18 protein-coding genes are annotated in these 14,997 nt (G+C 44.8%); 4 read left to right on the forward strand and 14 right to left on the reverse strand.

The genetic code is table 11. The features are described 5' to 3' along the window. Window positions 1–106: 106 nt before the first annotated feature. Window positions 107–718, reverse strand: coding sequence for a hypothetical protein (locus tag ACXAD8_RS02895; RefSeq protein WP_475224684.1), 612 nt, complete (start codon window positions 716–718; stop codon window positions 107–109). 351 nt (window positions 719–1,069) lie between these two features. Between ACXAD8_RS02895 and ACXAD8_RS02900 the strand changes: the two genes are divergently transcribed. From ACXAD8_RS02900 to ACXAD8_RS02910, 3 genes are read left to right on the forward strand one after another with little or no spacing between them, the layout of a single operon-like run. After that, the gene (locus ACXAD8_RS02900) at window positions 1,070–1,846 is read left to right on the forward strand and encodes a hypothetical protein (protein ID WP_475224686.1); all 777 of its coding nucleotides are present in this window, start codon (window positions 1,070–1,072) and stop codon (window positions 1,844–1,846) included. Next, entirely contained in the window at window positions 1,839–2,666 is an 828-nt protein-coding gene (locus ACXAD8_RS02905; protein WP_475224689.1) for a glucosaminidase domain-containing protein, read from the forward strand. Before ACXAD8_RS02900 ends, ACXAD8_RS02905 begins: the two co-directional genes overlap by 8 nt. Beyond that, window positions 2,653–3,294: a DUF2987 domain-containing protein gene (locus ACXAD8_RS02910; RefSeq protein WP_475224692.1), complete on the forward strand. Its 642-nt coding sequence runs from the start codon at window positions 2,653–2,655 to the stop codon at window positions 3,292–3,294. Before ACXAD8_RS02905 ends, ACXAD8_RS02910 begins: the two co-directional genes overlap by 14 nt. A 74-nt stretch (window positions 3,295–3,368) precedes the next feature. Here the strand turns inward: ACXAD8_RS02910 and ttcA are convergent, their stop codons facing one another. The 11 genes from ttcA to ccoN all read right to left on the reverse strand — a co-directional run bounded on the left by ttcA (window position 3,369) and on the right by ccoN (window position 13,229). Then, window positions 3,369–4,301, reverse strand: a complete 933-nt coding sequence (gene ttcA / locus ACXAD8_RS02915) for a tRNA 2-thiocytidine(32) synthetase TtcA (RefSeq protein WP_475224694.1) — start codon at window positions 4,299–4,301, stop codon at window positions 3,369–3,371. Between the two features lie 112 nt (window positions 4,302–4,413). Next, window positions 4,414–5,346, reverse strand: a complete 933-nt coding sequence (uspE, locus tag ACXAD8_RS02920; RefSeq protein WP_475224697.1) for a universal stress protein UspE — start codon at window positions 5,344–5,346, stop codon at window positions 4,414–4,416. Between the two features lie 108 nt (window positions 5,347–5,454). After that, window positions 5,455–6,183 carry a fumarate/nitrate reduction transcriptional regulator Fnr gene (fnr, locus tag ACXAD8_RS02925; RefSeq protein WP_475224700.1) on the reverse strand — a complete coding sequence of 243 codons (729 nt, stop codon included), beginning with the start codon at window positions 6,181–6,183 and terminating at the stop codon, window positions 5,455–5,457. A 35-nt stretch (window positions 6,184–6,218) separates the two neighbouring features. Continuing rightward, entirely contained in the window at window positions 6,219–6,881 is a 663-nt protein-coding gene (locus ACXAD8_RS02930) for a sulfite exporter TauE/SafE family protein (protein ID WP_475224702.1), read from the reverse strand. Window positions 6,882–6,888: 7 nt separating this feature from the next. Next, complete coding sequence (gene ccoS, locus ACXAD8_RS02935; RefSeq protein WP_475224705.1) at window positions 6,889–7,068, reverse strand: cbb3-type cytochrome oxidase assembly protein CcoS; 180 nt, start codon at window positions 7,066–7,068, stop codon at window positions 6,889–6,891. A 1-nt stretch (window position 7,069) separates the two neighbouring features. Continuing rightward, on the reverse strand, window positions 7,070–9,469 hold the full coding sequence (locus ACXAD8_RS02940; protein ID WP_475224707.1) for a heavy metal translocating P-type ATPase: 2,400 nt from the start codon (window positions 9,467–9,469) through the stop codon (window positions 7,070–7,072). Then, window positions 9,469–9,948, reverse strand: a complete 480-nt coding sequence (locus ACXAD8_RS02945; protein ID WP_475224710.1) for a FixH family protein — start codon at window positions 9,946–9,948, stop codon at window positions 9,469–9,471. The genes ACXAD8_RS02940 and ACXAD8_RS02945 overlap by 1 nt, the downstream gene beginning before the upstream one ends. 83 nt (window positions 9,949–10,031) lie before the next feature. Further along, a complete protein-coding gene (gene ccoP / locus ACXAD8_RS02950; RefSeq protein ID WP_475224713.1) occupies window positions 10,032–10,985 on the reverse strand; it encodes a cytochrome-c oxidase, cbb3-type subunit III in 954 nt (317 codons plus the stop codon). Then, a complete protein-coding gene (locus tag ACXAD8_RS02955; protein ID WP_475224715.1) occupies window positions 10,978–11,163 on the reverse strand; it encodes a cbb3-type cytochrome oxidase subunit 3 in 186 nt (61 codons plus the stop codon). The genes ccoP and ACXAD8_RS02955 overlap by 8 nt, the downstream gene beginning before the upstream one ends. An 8-nt stretch (window positions 11,164–11,171) precedes the next feature. Next, the gene (gene ccoO / locus ACXAD8_RS02960; RefSeq protein WP_475224717.1) at window positions 11,172–11,777 is read right to left on the reverse strand and encodes a cytochrome-c oxidase, cbb3-type subunit II; all 606 of its coding nucleotides are present in this window, start codon (window positions 11,775–11,777) and stop codon (window positions 11,172–11,174) included. Window positions 11,778–11,786: 9 nt separating this feature from the next. After that, complete coding sequence (gene ccoN, locus ACXAD8_RS02965; protein ID WP_475224719.1) at window positions 11,787–13,229, reverse strand: cytochrome-c oxidase, cbb3-type subunit I; 1,443 nt, start codon at window positions 13,227–13,229, stop codon at window positions 11,787–11,789. A gap of 362 nt (window positions 13,230–13,591) precedes the next feature. On the opposite strand from ccoN, the gene ACXAD8_RS02970 reads away from it, so the two are divergent. Beyond that, complete coding sequence (locus ACXAD8_RS02970) at window positions 13,592–13,951, forward strand: hypothetical protein (protein ID WP_475224722.1); 360 nt, start codon at window positions 13,592–13,594, stop codon at window positions 13,949–13,951. On the opposite strand, the gene bfr (ACXAD8_RS02975) is transcribed toward ACXAD8_RS02970, so the two are convergent. Both bfr (ACXAD8_RS02975) and bfr (ACXAD8_RS02980) read right to left on the reverse strand, forming a co-directional pair. Continuing rightward, window positions 13,948–14,415, reverse strand: a complete 468-nt coding sequence (gene bfr, locus ACXAD8_RS02975; protein WP_475224724.1) for a bacterioferritin — start codon at window positions 14,413–14,415, stop codon at window positions 13,948–13,950. The two genes, ACXAD8_RS02970 and bfr (ACXAD8_RS02975), sit on opposite strands and share 4 nt — an antisense overlap. Continuing rightward, complete coding sequence (bfr, locus tag ACXAD8_RS02980; protein WP_475224726.1) at window positions 14,415–14,888, reverse strand: bacterioferritin; 474 nt, start codon at window positions 14,886–14,888, stop codon at window positions 14,415–14,417. The genes bfr (ACXAD8_RS02975) and bfr (ACXAD8_RS02980) overlap by 1 nt, the downstream gene beginning before the upstream one ends. Between the last annotated feature and the right edge of the window lie 109 nt (window positions 14,889–14,997).

Genomic DNA, 14,997 nt, shown 5'->3' on the forward strand with positions numbered 1-14,997 from the left:
CAGGGTTCAGCAAAAAGTACTTTTATAACGTCTGACTACTTAATTCAATAAAAAGCCCCCAATAAGGGGGCGAACCACGCCAAATTAGCGTCTAACGGGAGAGAAACTAGTCCTGAATGTTGATCTCGCCAACACCCACTTCAATTTCAATGTCATATTCACCTTCACCGCGCCAGCGAATCGATTCATTAACCAGGTTGCGTTCCCGGTCAATATTTTTAAAGCCGCGTAAATCGACGTCACCAACGCCGGTTTCCAGTTCGATTTCACGATAGTTGTCGCTGTCCAGGTCAATATCTACCTCACCGACACCGACATCAATAGACGCACTTCTTTCAAAGCCATCGATTTCTACTTCACCAACACCCAGGTCGATATTTACGTGTACATTTTTGGGGATTCGTACTGACCACTTTTGCACGATATCTTCCATATCTATTTCTAAAAGCACTGAAGTTTCCCTCTGGTCTATCATCAGCTCAACTTCGTCTAAATCCGCTGAGTTAAACCAGTCACTGTCAGCCTCTTTAACTTCAATATCAAGTTCCAGGGTATCCCCATCATAGGTTTCCAGTGTCAGACTACCTACAGGTACATCAAAATGCACTGAGCTTTCCGGAGTGAGCTTAATACTCTCCTGTAGGGTTACTTTGTCTTTTGCGAAGCTTGATTGAGCGATAAGCGTTGCTGCGATAGCCAGTGCGATTTTTGTTTTCATTCGTTTCTCCGGAATATCTCGTTACTGATTGTCGTTGTTTTAACTGTTTCAGCATGATGGTATTGCTGTTATTGATGCTTATATGGCAAGTTGAATGCCACATAAAATATCGAATAAAAACAATTGGTTATAAGTTTAAGTGGGTTATTAAAAAAATTACAGCCCCATTAATTGGTGAATTTGACCAAATGGCTGCGAAAATTGCCAACTCAATTATCGATACCTATTGATAAAGTTTGTTACCGCAAACCTGCAATGCAATCCAAATACATGCTGGTATAATAGTCGCGTACTTATCGTTAAAGGTTTAAATCGTTGTCAGAAAATCAGTCAAAAACATCACAAGGAAGCTTGAAGTCGGCATTACGTGGTGATTATCACTTTGATCTTAAACAGGTTTTACGAAGTGGTTGGGAATTAACTCAAATTGATAAAGCATCCATGGTACAAGGGGTAATCATCATGATTGCCGTTGCTCTGATGGTAATGAGTGCAGGACAGTACATTTCTGATTTAAAGGACATTGATCCCCAGGATCCTGGCTTCCGATTGGGGCTGGACATGCTTATGGTGATTTTGATAACACCACTGGCAGCCGGTTTAATGATGATGGGCATTAATGCCAGTATTGGTGGCAAAAATAAGCTTTCTAATGTGTTTGAATTCGTTAATCGCAGTCTGGTGATTACCGTTACTGCAATTATGACCGCGGCACTAGTGCAAATTGGCTTACTCTTTTTAATTCTGCCCGGGCTTTATCTGATGGTGGCCACCGGATTTGCGATACCTTTGGTGTTGGAAAAGAAAATGTTGCCTGCACGAGCTATATTTACTTCTATTAAAGTGGTAAATCATCAATGGTTAAGCTTCGTTAAGCTCTACGGCGTTTTCGCCGCCTTGTTTGTTTTGGTGATCATTACTTTTGGTATTGCCATCATTTGGGTTTCACCCTTTTACTACAATGTAAAAGGGATTTTGTATCGGGATATCTTTGGAGTGGAGCACATGAGTTCATCTGAATTAGCCCCAGAGACAGTAACAGAGTCTTACCCGGAAGATTCAGTAAATGCATCAGGTGAGGTGAGTACCACCAGAAAGCCTGGCAGGGATGAGCATTTCGATGCATAAGTCGTTGCGAACCAGGCTTTGGACTGGTGGTGTAACCCTAATCGGTGTTGTGTCCTTTTTATACCCCTTCGTTATTCCGCCGAAGGTGCCAGTCGTTGAACCTGGCCCAATATCTGCTCAACCCGTTGTGGTTCCTGATTTCAGTAAATACAAAAATGTCACGGAAAAGAAAAGGGCATTTTTTGAATATCTCAGCCCCGAAGTGGATCGGCAAAACGAGATAATTTTATCGCAACGAACACTGATTTTAGCCTTGTACAACCAATGGCAAAATCAGGGAATGCAAACCGGAGCCCTGAGCGATGCGCAGCTAGATCGTCTAACCGACCTGGCTAAAACCTATGGTGTGCAATTTAAAACGCTGGATTCTCAATTCTTTGAAAAGTTGCTGATTAAGGTGGATGTGATCCCGAAAGAATTAGTTTTGGTGCAGGCGGCCAATGAATCCGCCTGGGGAACTTCGCGTTTTGCCCGGCAAGGGTTTAACTTTTTTGGTATGTGGTGTTATCGCAAAGGCTGTGGTTTTGTACCGCGCCGCAGAGATGATGATATGAATCACGAAGTGGCAAAATATCCTAATTTGGCGCAGGGCGTCTCCAAATACCTGAATACCTTAAATCGCCATTTCGCCTATCGCGATTTGCGTTACATTCGAGCGGTACTGCGGGAAACGCAGCAGCCCATAACCGCTGAAATGCTGGCTGAAGGGTTGTTGCACTATTCCGAAAGAGGCCAGGCATACGTCGAAGAGTTGCAGGCCATGATCAGAGTAAACCGTAAACATATTCATTCAAAGGATAGAAAAATTGAAAATAGTTAAGTGGCTATCGGCTGCTCTTTTATCTTTACCCCTGGTATCTGTACAAGCCGGAGAGTTACGTCTGGATTATAGTGATTTTTACAGTCATCTCAGAAAGTTGGATGACGAAGAATTACAACCTTTGCACTTTGCCTTTGGCTTTTTAAACGTGCAAACCAAAGAGCTTTGTCAGGTACAAAAGGTCATGATAGATACTGATAAAATGGACATTCCTGTCGACATCATGGCTAATAATCGTTTTGTCTTGCCCACAGAAAAAGCGCTAAAACTGGCCAAAGCCAGGTTGAACATTCAATTGCTTGAGCCCGAAAACCGCTGTGATCTGTCGGTCTTACTGGAAGCCAAACCCGAATTGTTTGAGGATGGCCTGAATAGCACCGAGTTGTTATCAGTTATGACCGCTTTCGAAGGTTTTTTCGATAAGATGGGAGGCTTCTTATCATTTATGATGCCGTCTGCCACTGGCTTGCAAATTACTTTCACTGATAGCGAAACTATTCCTGATACTTTTAAGGCGTTGAGCGTGTCTAATAATGGACGTTGGAATATCGATGCTGAGCGTCTTGCTGAATTACCTCAAGGTTTTATCCTGAATGGAGTGGAGCGCATCACAGCATTGACGAAATGAGTCTGAACTGCCGGGTCAATGCGAAACTGCTGCATTTTCCCGGACATGTCTTTTCTTAGCTATGCGCCAGGCAATCACTCCACCATCTGAATATTAACGGCGTTGTCGCTGTCCTCATCCTCAACGTAATTGTCTTTGAACTCAGGCATATCGAAGGCGATGTCACCTTCTTCAGGGGCTTGATCTGAGGTTGTGATGCTTTTGAAGTCATACAAATTAGGATCCGCCAGGTGTGACGGGGTCACATTTTGCAAAGCGCGAAACATATTTTCGATTCGGCCAGGGTATTGTCTGGACCAATCCTGCAACATACCTTTGATCATTTTGCGCTGCAGGTTTTCCTGAGAGCCACACAAATTACAAGGAATGATGGGGAATTCCATTTTTTCGGCGTATCTGGCGATATCTTTTTCACTGGCATAGGCGAGAGGGCGAATTACGATGTTTTTACCGTCGTCACTCACCAGTTTAGGGGGCATGGACTTCATGCGGCCACCATGGAACATGTTGAGCAATAAGGTTTCTAACATGTCATCTCTGTGGTGCCCCAGAGCTATTTTGGTGGCTCCTAACTCCTGAGCTGTGCGATATAAAATACCGCGTCTTAAGCGGCTGCACAGTGAACAGGTGGTTTTGCCTTCCGGAATTTTCTCTTTGACGATGGAGTAGGTGTCTTCATTGACGATTTTATAATCCACGCCAAGTTGGCTCAGGTATTCAGGTAAAACATGTTCGGGGAAGCCGGGTTGTTTTTGATCCAGGTTTACCGCCACAATATCAAACTGAATTGGCGCGATTTTCTGCAGAAACATCAGAATATCCAGCAGGGTATAACTGTCTTTGCCGCCTGACAAACACACCATTACCTTGTCACCGTCTTCAATCATGTTGAAATCGGCAATGGCTTTACCAACGCATCGACGCAAGCGCTTTTGCAATTTGTTAAAGCTATATTGTTGTTTACTCTTTGTTAAATGATTAACCGCGACTGCTGCTTCTGCTGACATTTATATTACTCTGAACCCGTTTGACACATTAATGCATCTAATACCTGATTACCCGGGTATTAAATGGCGGCAGAGTATACCTTAATTTTAATTTTAGCGCATAGTATTGCGTTCAGACTTTAACCGGCGATTCAAAGCCTTCGGGTTTTAATGCCAGGACATCGCAATCCAACATATCAATGACATGTTCGGCAGTATTACCGATTAATGCTGCGGAAATGCCCTGGCGACCGACTGTGCCAATAACAACTAATTCTGCATCTTGTAGTCTGGCTATGGCGGGGATCACATCTTCCGGTAAGCCTTCTTTAACATGGCAAAAATCCGCAGCGATACCGTATTTTTCAGCGTGCTGCCGCATATTATCTTCATGATAATTTTTAACGGATTGATTGTAGGTTTGCGGATCAAATTCTGGGATTTCAATTGCAATGTTGATTGGCGTGCCTGGGTAGGAATTTACCAGGTGGACATTGCCATTGAGTAACTCTGCCATTTCCAGACAGGTGGCAGAAATTCTGTTGTTGAGGGAGACATGGGCTTCGTCTTCACTGCCGACATTAACCGCACCAATTATTGCGCCGTTTTCTGGCCAAGCATGGTCTTTAACCAATAATACCGATTTGGGCGATTTGCGCAGAAGGTGCCAGTCCGTGGGCGTGAATATCACGGATTTTAAAGTGTCATGCTGTTGGGTGCCTTTGACAATAAGGTCGTAATCAGCCGCGATGGCTTCCACTATGATGCTTTCGTATGGGCGATTGTGCCAGACAACCTTAACATCCACCTGAATGCCATGAGCGTTGGGCTGTTGTTCAATCAAACTCACCAGCCATTCAGTGCGGTCATCCACCACGGCCTGGCGCATGATTTCTCGCTCTTCCACAGATAACATGGTGGTCATATCGTAGGAAAAGTCGTATATCGACAGAAACGCCGTCACCCGGCCGTCGCATTTGTTGGCTAGTTCCAGCGCACGGGCCAGAGATTTTTGTTGCTCCTCGGTAGGATCAACAACCGCTAATATTTTATTGAAGCCACTCATAGCATTTTCCTAAACAGTGATAAAAACACTATAAGTGTAAGAACAGCATCAAAAATTTGCCAGTTAATCTATTGTGGTAGATCAAAGAATGTGTAAAAAGAGTTTACCTTATTTACACTGCGGGCTAATGGTATTGCTCTTTTCTTCCAGTACTGCAGCGTTATTAATGTTAATTAACTTGCCTTCCACAGTAAGCACGCCTTCTTTATTAAATTTGGATAGCAGGCGGGAGATGGTTTCCACGGTCAAACCCAGCAAATTGCCAATTTCACTGCGGGTCATGGTGAGCCTGAACTGATTAGCGGAAAAACCCCTTTGATTAAAACGCAGCGACAGCGAGTGTAAAAAGTAGGCTAAACGCTCTTCAGCCGTACGTTGATTTAACAGCATAAACATTTGTTGGTCTTGCTTGATTTCAGCGCTCATCAGGCGCATCAGTTGCTTTCTCAGCGCAGGTAATTCATCGGAAAGTTTGTCCAGTGTGGCAAAGGGGATTTCACAAACCATTGAGGTTTCCAGAGCCTGGGTGACAGTTTGGTGAGCCTCTTCTGACATGCTGTCAAAACCAATGACCTCACCCGGCAGATGAAACGCAGTAATTTGCTCTTCGCCATTTTGGCTGATGGCATAGGACTTAAAGGAGCCGGAACGCACAGCGTATAGTGCATTGAGTTTGTCACCGGTTTCGAACAGTCTTTCACCTTTTTGAATAGGCTTTTTCCGTTGAATAATATCGTCAAGCTTATCCATCTCGTTATTGCTCAAATTAAAGGGTAAACACAACTGACTAAAGCTGCAGTTTTGGCAGTGTAGTGGATAACGAGCTTGACTAACCATAGATTGTAACAATCCCTTAAAGTGCTGAGCGGTAACTATAAATGATGGGACAGGGCTTGTGCAATGGTAAAACCACCATATAAAAATAATGCAATAGCAATCACTTGTCTCACTCTCGGAGAGCGAGTGAAATTAAGCAGTTCTTTGCTGGAAAAGGCTATTAGCAAGGTGGCGGGCAGTGTACCTAATCCAAAAGCCAGCATTTGCAAAGCACTTAAGGTGGCATTGCCACTGGCGATGCTCCAGGCAAGGGTTGAATAAACCAATCCACAGGGCAGCCACCCCCAGATTAATCCATAGGGCAATGCGTAAAGCGGGCTTTTAAAAGGCACCAGTCGTTTACCCAGGGGCGATATGATCCTCCAAAATCTGGCTCCTAAAGCTTCAAGGCGAGCGAGTATTCGCCACCAGTTGCCAATATAGGCCCCTAATAACAGCAAAAAGACTCCGCTTAACAACTTTAAAATAACGATACCGCTGGCAACCTGATGGCTGAATATCTGGCCCAAAGAGCCTGCAATAAATCCGGCGGTACTGTAACTTATGATTCTGCCCAGGTTATAGCTAAGCGCATAAGGGAGTAGTGGGTTGCCTTTTGGGATAGCGTAATTTAATCCGGCGATTACACCGCCGCACATGGCACTGCAATGAATGCTGCCTGCGATTCCGATCAATAGTGCGGCAAATAAGTCGTTCACAATATGGCTATTGTTCTTTTTTGGAGTTGGCTTTAGATGCGTCTTTTACATCATCATCGAACAGGATGCTGTGTCCATGACGTTCCAGATCTTTAAATTGTTCGCTACGCACCGCCCAAAAAAAGATGGCGATTGCGGCAATCACTAAAATAATGGCCAGCGGGATCAATACGTAAATAATGCTCATTTTAATCGCCTTTTTGTTTATTAATGCGCAGCGAGTTAAATGTCACAATCAGCGAGCTCAGTGACATTCCGATAACCGCTCCCCATGGAGGTAATAATCCGCTCACAGCAAAGGGCAGAACCAATAAATTGTAACCCAAAGCCCAGGCGAAGTTTTGTTTAATAATACGCTGGGTCTTAAGGGATACGCTGAGCAAGGTATTAATGGCTGAGAAGTTGTCTTTCAGCATAATAATGTCAGCGGCATTTTGCGCAAAATCGCTGGCGCCGTTTACCGCCACCGAAATATCCGCGCCGGCTAAAACGGGTGCGTCATTTACCCCATCACCCACCATTAAAATGACTTCGCCTTTGGATTGCAGGGTTTGCAGGTACGCCAGTTTTTGTTCTGGCTTAACGCTGTGCTGGAATTCCTCAACGGCTAACTTTTTGGCAAGTTCAGAGACCTTTTGTTGGTTGTCACCGCTCAATAAAAGCGATTTACCGCGTCTCGGCTGACTAAAAAACTGTTCAACTTCTTCTCTTAACTCATCTTCAAGTTGGAATTGTGCCAGTGTGGTTTGCTGTTGCGACTCTGATAACTGGCTAAGATAGACATCAGCCTGGCCCTGATGAGTGCAGCCAGTAAAGGGGCTGTTACCCATTCGGTAAAGCTTTCCTGCAACCCAACCTTGAATGCCTTCACCCGGAAATATTTTAACATCCTGACATTCTACAGTGGGAGCCTGTAAAAACGCTTTGGCAATGGGATGCTCTGAATGGCTCTCAATACTGGCGGCAATGCTTAATATCTGCTCATCCGGCAGTGAACTGAGGTTTTGCCATTGCTTAATTCGTGGCTGTCCTTTGGTTAAGGTGCCGGTTTTATCAAAGGCAAAAGTGGTGACTTTATTGAGCGTTTCTAACAGGTCGGTGCGCTTTATCACTAAACCAACCTCATTGAGTTTACTCATGGCGGCAGTAAATGCAGTTGGTGTGGCCAGTCCAAGTGCACAAGGGCAGGTGGCGACCAATACGGATACCGTAATCCACAAAGCGTCTTCAGGTGCTTGCTGGTACCAATAGATAAAGGTGAGTGACGCGATGATCAAAACCAGGGTAACGAAGGTGCCTGCCAGTTTATCTGCGGCAATGGCGAATCTGGGCTTTTGTGAAAAAGCCAGTTCCTGAGCTCGGCTGATTTGATTGATAGCCGAATCTTTTAAGGCTGCGCTGACCGTGGCAATCACAGGTGCTGACAAGTTGATTGTACCGCCAAAGAGTTGCTCACCAGCGTTTTTACAAACCGGAGACGATTCGCCAGTGAGAATTGCTTCATCCAGTTCTGTAGTACCTTGCACTATGGTGCAATCCACCGGTACGGTATCGCCCATTTTGATTTGAATTTGCTGCCCTGGCTTAATCGTTTTGGCTGGTACTTCGTGGATTTGGCTGTCTGCTGATACAAGTCGGGCGAATTGCGGTAATTGACGACTCAGGTTGTTACCAGTAATAACGGCTTTTTGTCTGCCTTTATGCTCAAAATAACGGCCAATAAGCAGCAGAAATATGAACATACATATGGATTCAAAATAGACTTCACCGTGCTCCTGTATTGTCGCCCAGGCACTGCTTGCCCAGGTAACCAGAATGGCGATTGTCACCGGCATGTCCATATTGAGAGTTCGGGCGCTTAATCCGTTTAAGGCACTGATGATAAACACTGAGCCGGAATAGAATACTACCGGAGTGCTTAGTATCAGACTGATCCAATGTAAAAATATCTTGGTTTCCTGGTCCAGATTGCCGAACACGCCAAAGTAGAGACCAAAGGCCAGCATCATTACCTGCATGGTTAACAGGCCAGCCAGTCCCAACTTCTTTAGAAAGGTTTTGTTTTCTGCCAGGAAAATACTTTCGTGTTGATCCGGCTGAAAGGGGCGAGCACGATAGCCTATCTCAAAGAACAGATTTAATAATTGGCTTAATGACAGTGCTTCTTTTTCCCAGCGTACCGAGGCGCGCCGGGCGCTGACGTCGACACCCACCATTCTGACTGCGGGGTGACTATTCAGGCGTTTTTCAATTAACCAGGCACAGGCGGGGCAGTTTAGCCCTTCTACTGTAAGCTGAACTTCAGCAAACTGATTGTTATTGCTGATGTATTCCTCAGTGAGTTCCGGCAAATCATATATCTGGATGTCATTGCGCAGGTTTTCTGGAATAGCATCGGCTTTGGCTGCTGGTTCTGTGCGAAACTTATAATAATCTTCCAGTCCGGTATCCACCACGGAGCGTGCCACTTCCAGGCAGCCGGGACAGCAAAAGTGCCGTGTGTCGTCTAATACCTGCGCTTGAAACTGGCTATCTGCTGGAATAGTTTCGTTGCAATGAAAACAATGGCCATTTGCCACGCTGTACATCAGGGCTCCAGAATAATCTCAGAGGAATTGGGTAATGCCACGGTTTTTCTGATTTTCCATGACTCGTCAAACGGAGTCAGTGTAAGACGCCATTTTCCGCTGGTTGCATGATTAAGTTGCCCGGTATAAACACCTTCCGCATTTCGGGTTAACATCACGAAAAAATCTTTGTCTTGCAAGGTGGCGTGAAAAAAGTCCAGTTTAAGTGCCGCAGAGTCGGGCGGCAAGGCCTGCTTGAAGGTTACGGAGACTCTGTCATCCTGAACTTTTAAACCAGCAATAAGATTGAGCTGTTTGGCCATGCGTTTTTTACTGATGGACTGGTTTATCGCCTTACCTTCTTTGTAATAATCATCAGACACCATGGAATTTTCGCTGGTGACAGCCAGGTAGACTATGGTTACGCCCAGCACCATTGAAACCGCCGGAATGGTGATTAAAAACCAGGGCCAGAATTGTTTGTACCACTTTTCAGCCATTTTATTTGCCTTGTAAATCGTCGATTTTGGTCATAAAAAAGCCCCGGACAAAAAGCCGGGGCCTTGTTAACTAAGTTATCTCATCAAGGTTGATTAGACAGACTGTAAACATAAGCCGCAACAACGTGGATTTTGTCTTCACCTAAGCGTTCATCGAACGCAGGCATCACGCCGTTTCTGCCGTAAGTCAGTGTCTCAGTCACAGCCTTGTGGCTTCCGCCGTACAACCAGATGTTGTCTGTCAGGTTAGGGGCACCCAGCGCCTGGTTACCTGAACCATCCATGCCGTGACAAGCAGCACATACCGCAAAGCGAGCTTTACCTTTGTCCGCCAGGCCCTGGTCAACACTGCGTCCACTCAGGCTTAGCGCATAGGCTACAACTTCTTCGATACCTTTCTCACCCATTGAATCAATCCAGCCAGGCATAGCGCCTTGGCGACCATGACGTAATGTTTCTTTGATTTTTTCTGGCGTACCGCCATATAACCAATCATCGTCAGTCAGGTTGGGGAAGCCTGTTGAGCCTCTGGCATCAGAGCCGTGACACATGGCGCAGTTTTGTAAAAACAAACGCTGTCCCACTTTTAATGCTTCAGGGTCGTTAACCAGTTCTTTGATGGGGCGGTCAGCAATAGCCTTGAATACCGGGTCGAATTTTGCCGCAGCAAATTCCATCTCACGGTCGTATTGCACGATTTCGCCAGATTCTTTCGCTGCAATAACAGCGGCTCGGGATTCCTCTAAAGAGCGAATGTCCTGGTGTGAGCTTTTCCAGCCAAGTAAACCCTGGAAGTTACCAAGACCTGGATAAAGTGCAAAATACACTAAAGCCCAAACGATAACTGCGTAGAACATATAGGTCCACCACACAGGTAACCCATTGTTGATTTCAAGGATGCCATCAAATTCATGATGCATGTCATCGCCTTCTTCAACGCCGGTTTTGTTTTTTAAACACCAGCGTAATAACAGAAAACAACCCAGTATTGTGCCAAGTGAAATTACACTTACAAAAATACTCCAAAAGCTACTCATTGTCAGAAGACTCCCGATTTGTGCTTGATGTTTTTTGTTTCGGCTCGTCGTCGAAAACTAAATTGGCCGCTTCATCAAACCCTGCTTTAGACTTTTTACTGTAAGCCCAAAGCACAATACCTATAAAAAATACAAATACCGCAACAGTGAAAATACTGCCTATCGTACCGTAATCCATAATGACACCTACTTAAGCGCTGTGCCCAGTGACTGAAGATAAGCAATCAATGCTTCCATTTCAGTCTTGCCTTGTACTGCTGCCTGAGCGCCCGCGATATCTTCATCAGTATAGGGAACGCCGAAACCTCTGAAGATTTCCATCTTCTTAGCAGTGTGCTTGCCATCTAGCAGATTTTCATCTAACCAAGGAAAAGCAGGCATATTGGATTCTGGAACAACTGCACGAGGGTCCATCAGGTGAGCATAGTGCCAGTCATCACTGTATCTACCGCCAACACGAGCGAGATCAGGACCAGTACGCTTAGAGCCCCACAGGAAAGGGTGCTCCCAGACAGATTCACCAGCAACCGAGTAGTGGCCGTAACGTTCTGTTTCAGAGCGAAACGGACGAATCATCTGACTGTGACAGCCAACACAACCTTCACGGATGTATATGTCGCGACCTTCCAGCTGCAACGCCGTGTAAGGTTTTAAACCATCGACTGGCTTCATAGTCTGTTGCTGGAACATTAACGGGGTTATTTCAACCAGCGCACCAAAGGAAATAGCAACCAAAATAAATACGGCTAACAGGCCAGCATTTTTTTCTACAAGTTCATGTACGTTTTTCATCTGCACTCCTTACGCTGGCTGAGCTTCACTGGCAGCAGCATCTTGTGCTTCTGCTTTGTCTTCACTGGTGATGGTTTTATAACAGTTGTATGCCATCAGTAGCATACCTGCCACCACAAAACAGCCACCCAGGAATCGAATGAAGTAGAAGGGCATTGATGCTTCAAGACTTTCTACGAAGCTATAAGTCAGGGTTCCGTCTTCGTTGACTGCGCGCCACATCAGACCTTGCATTACACCAGAAATCCACATCGCTACTATGTATAGCACCACGCCAACCGTTGCTAACCAGAAATGTACGTTAACCAGTTTGACGCTGTACATGCCTGGCTTGTTAAATAAGATTGGCATCAGGTGATACAGAGAACCAATTGAAACCATAGCTACCCAACCTAAGGCACCAGAGTGCACGTGTCCGATAGTCCAGTCAGTGTAGTGGGACAGGGCGTTAACTGTCTTAATAGCCATCATAGGACCTTCGAACGTTGACATGCCATAGAAAGACAGGGAAACAATCAGGAAGCGTAAAACAGGGTCAGAGCGCAATTTATGCCAGGCGCCTGATAACGTCATGATGCCGTTGATCATGCCACCCCATGAAGGAACAAACAGTACTACCGACATAACCATACCGACAGACTGAGTCCAGTCGGGGAGTGCGGTGTAGTGTAGGTGGTGAGGACCCGCCCAAATGTAAAGTGATACCAGTGCCCAGAAGTGAATTACGGACAAGCGGTAAGAATATACTGGTCGGCCAGCTTGCTTAGGGACAAAGTAATACATCATGCCCAGGAAGCCAGCAGTAAGGAAGAAGCCTACGGCGTTGTGCCCGTACCACCATTGCATCATGGCATCTACAGCACCGCCATAAATGGAATAAGATTTAGTCAGAGAAACTGGCACTGCAAGGCTGTTACCGATATGGAGTACAGCTACTGTGATGATAAATGCACCGAAGAACCAGTTTGCTACATAAATATGAGACACTTTTCTGATAATAACGGTACCGAAAAAGTTAATCAGATAGGCCACCCACACCAGTGTAATCAGGATATCAATCGGCCATTCAAGTTCTGCATACTCTTTGGAAGAGGTCAGGCCCATTGGCAGGGTGATAACCGCAGACAGAATAATGGCTTGCCAACCCCAGAAGGTGAAATTAGCTAACTTATCACTAAAAAGTCTAACCTGAGAGGTACGCTGAACGACGTAATAAGAGGTGGCGAATAGTGCGCAACCACCAAAAGCGAAAATAACTGCATTGGTGTGCAGCGGTCTTAATCGCGAAAAGGTTAACCAGGGAGTGTCAAAGTTCAAAGCAGGCCAGATAAGCTGCGCTGCAATGAGAACTCCAACGCCCATGCCAACGATACCCCAAATAACCGCCATTACAGCGAATTTGCGGACTACGTCGTAGTTATATTCAGGATGTGTTTGAGTCATTTCACTCATTTTATTACCGTCTTCCACATGTGTTGAGTGTTAATTTCTATGCAATTAATGCTAGCTGAAGTTAGCATTCCCCCGATTAACAATAGATAACTAATATCATTTGTACAAATACTGAACGTATTAGCCTGTATTATTGGTTGAGGAATTTCAGGCGGCCAAATGATACGGGTTTTAGGGCAAAAAAGATAGTTTCAGTGGCACTAACTTGATCTTGATCAAATATCCGTTAATCTTGGCTAAGCTATTGATTGTATTTATTAACTTTCTGTTTACATTTGACTAAATTCAGCCCAATTTTCGCACTCCTGGTACTGTTGCTTGTGGTTCACTACTTTAATACAAGCCGTATTGCAGATATTGATGTGCATCAAACTTTACTACTGGATTCTGAAATCAGTGTTGCTATCAGTCCAACACCTGTAGTTCCTGAGGAAGAGTTAACGGTTTCAGTCAGACTTATTAATAAACAATTGTCTGGCCAGATTCATCAGCTTGATGCCTGGGTAGAGGGAGTTAATATGTTTATGGGCAAGTCACCGGTAATTTGGCAACAAGACCCTGAACAGACTGCTGCGGAAAAGGATTTGTATATCGGTAGTTTTATGTTGGGGAGTTGTAGTGAGCCACAGATGCAGTGGCAATTAATCTTAGTGATGCAGTTGCAATCAGGTGAGAAACTGCAGCGGGTGCTACAGTTCTCATCCCAAATGTCGGCTTCTTAAAGCTGGCTTTGCAGGTAGTTCTGCAGACCTATTTTGTCAATAAGTCCAATTTGCTGTTCCAGCCAATTGGCGTGATCCATTTCAGTATCATCAATCAGTGTTTGCAACATATTGCGGGTTACAAAGTCTTGCTCTTGTTCACATAAGGCCATGGTGTCTTTTAGCAAAGAATCCACGTGATATTCAATTTTCAGGTCGTTTTTAAGCATTGAAGGTACGTCACTGCCCACCATGATGGGGTCACGTTTGGTCATATCAGGCACACCTTCAAGAAACAGAATTCGTTCAATTAACAGTGACGCGTGCTGTTTTTCATCGTCGAATTCGTGGTCAATTCGCTCGTACAGTTTGTTAAAGCCCCAGTCTTGATACATGCGTGAGTGGATAAAGTACTGATCCATGGCGGTAAGCTCATTGGCTAACAACCGGTTTAGTGCGTCGATGACGTTTTGTTTGCCTTGCATTACGCTTCTCCTAATTGTGCCTGAAGATAATTTTCCAGACCCATTTGACTAATTTGATATTGTTGCGCTTCGATCCAATCGATATGCTCTTCTTCGTACTCTAAAATCTCCGTCAGCAGATCACGAGAGACAAAATCTTTTGCCAACTCACATTCGGCAATGGCTTTTTTCAGCATGGGAATTTGTTGTGCCTGAAAGCTCAGGTCGCAGGACAGCATTTCTTCACAATGCTCGCCGATGAATAGTTTGCCCAGATTTTGTAAATTCGGGATACCTTCCAGGAACAGGATTCGTTCCATTAGCTTATCTGCCTGCTTCATATCCTTTATAGACTTTTTGTAGCAGACGTTATTAAGCTGCTCGAATCCCCAGTTTTTATACATTCTTGCATGTAAAAAATACTGATTGATCGATGTTAATTCGGCAGTAAGCACTTCGTTCAGAAGTGCCAATATGTGTTTATCGCCTTGCATGTTGTTTATACCTTAACTTGAGTTGCCTCTAAGTATAGACGTACAAACCATAAAAATAAAGAAAACTCCTTATATAACAAAAGGATAGTTAATGTTAATGGTTCTTGTT

Source organism: Planctobacterium sp. AWH2_060 (assembly GCF_056158425.1).

Excerpts from the sequence above, each read along its gene's own strand:
- ACXAD8_RS02895 (WP_475224684.1), bottom strand. The coding sequence starts at position 718 with ATGAAAACAAAAATCGCACTGGCTATCGCAGCAACGCTTATCGCTCAA.
- ACXAD8_RS02905 (WP_475224689.1), top strand. The coding sequence starts at position 1,839 with ATGCATAAGTCGTTGCGAACCAGGCTTTGGACTGGTGGTGTAACCCTA.
- ttcA (WP_475224694.1), bottom strand. The coding sequence starts at position 4,301 with ATGTCAGCAGAAGCAGCAGTCGCGGTTAATCATTTAACAAAGAGTAAA.
- uspE (WP_475224697.1), bottom strand. The coding sequence starts at position 5,346 with ATGAGTGGCTTCAATAAAATATTAGCGGTTGTTGATCCTACCGAGGAG.
- fnr (WP_475224700.1), bottom strand. The coding sequence starts at position 6,183 with ATGGTTAGTCAAGCTCGTTATCCACTACACTGCCAAAACTGCAGCTTT.
- ccoS (WP_475224705.1), bottom strand. The coding sequence starts at position 7,068 with ATGAGCATTATTTACGTATTGATCCCGCTGGCCATTATTTTAGTGATT.
- ACXAD8_RS02940 (WP_475224707.1), bottom strand. The coding sequence starts at position 9,469 with ATGTACAGCGTGGCAAATGGCCATTGTTTTCATTGCAACGAAACTATT.
- ACXAD8_RS02945 (WP_475224710.1), bottom strand. The coding sequence starts at position 9,948 with ATGGCTGAAAAGTGGTACAAACAATTCTGGCCCTGGTTTTTAATCACC.
- ccoP (WP_475224713.1), bottom strand. The coding sequence starts at position 10,985 with ATGAGTAGCTTTTGGAGTATTTTTGTAAGTGTAATTTCACTTGGCACA.
- ACXAD8_RS02955 (WP_475224715.1), bottom strand. The coding sequence starts at position 11,163 with ATGGATTACGGTACGATAGGCAGTATTTTCACTGTTGCGGTATTTGTA.
- ccoO (WP_475224717.1), bottom strand. The coding sequence starts at position 11,777 with ATGAAAAACGTACATGAACTTGTAGAAAAAAATGCTGGCCTGTTAGCC.
- ccoN (WP_475224719.1), bottom strand. The coding sequence starts at position 13,229 with ATGAGTGAAATGACTCAAACACATCCTGAATATAACTACGACGTAGTC.
- bfr (WP_475224724.1), bottom strand. The coding sequence starts at position 14,415 with ATGCAAGGCAAACAAAACGTCATCGACGCACTAAACCGGTTGTTAGCC.
- bfr (WP_475224726.1), bottom strand. The coding sequence starts at position 14,888 with ATGCAAGGCGATAAACACATATTGGCACTTCTGAACGAAGTGCTTACT.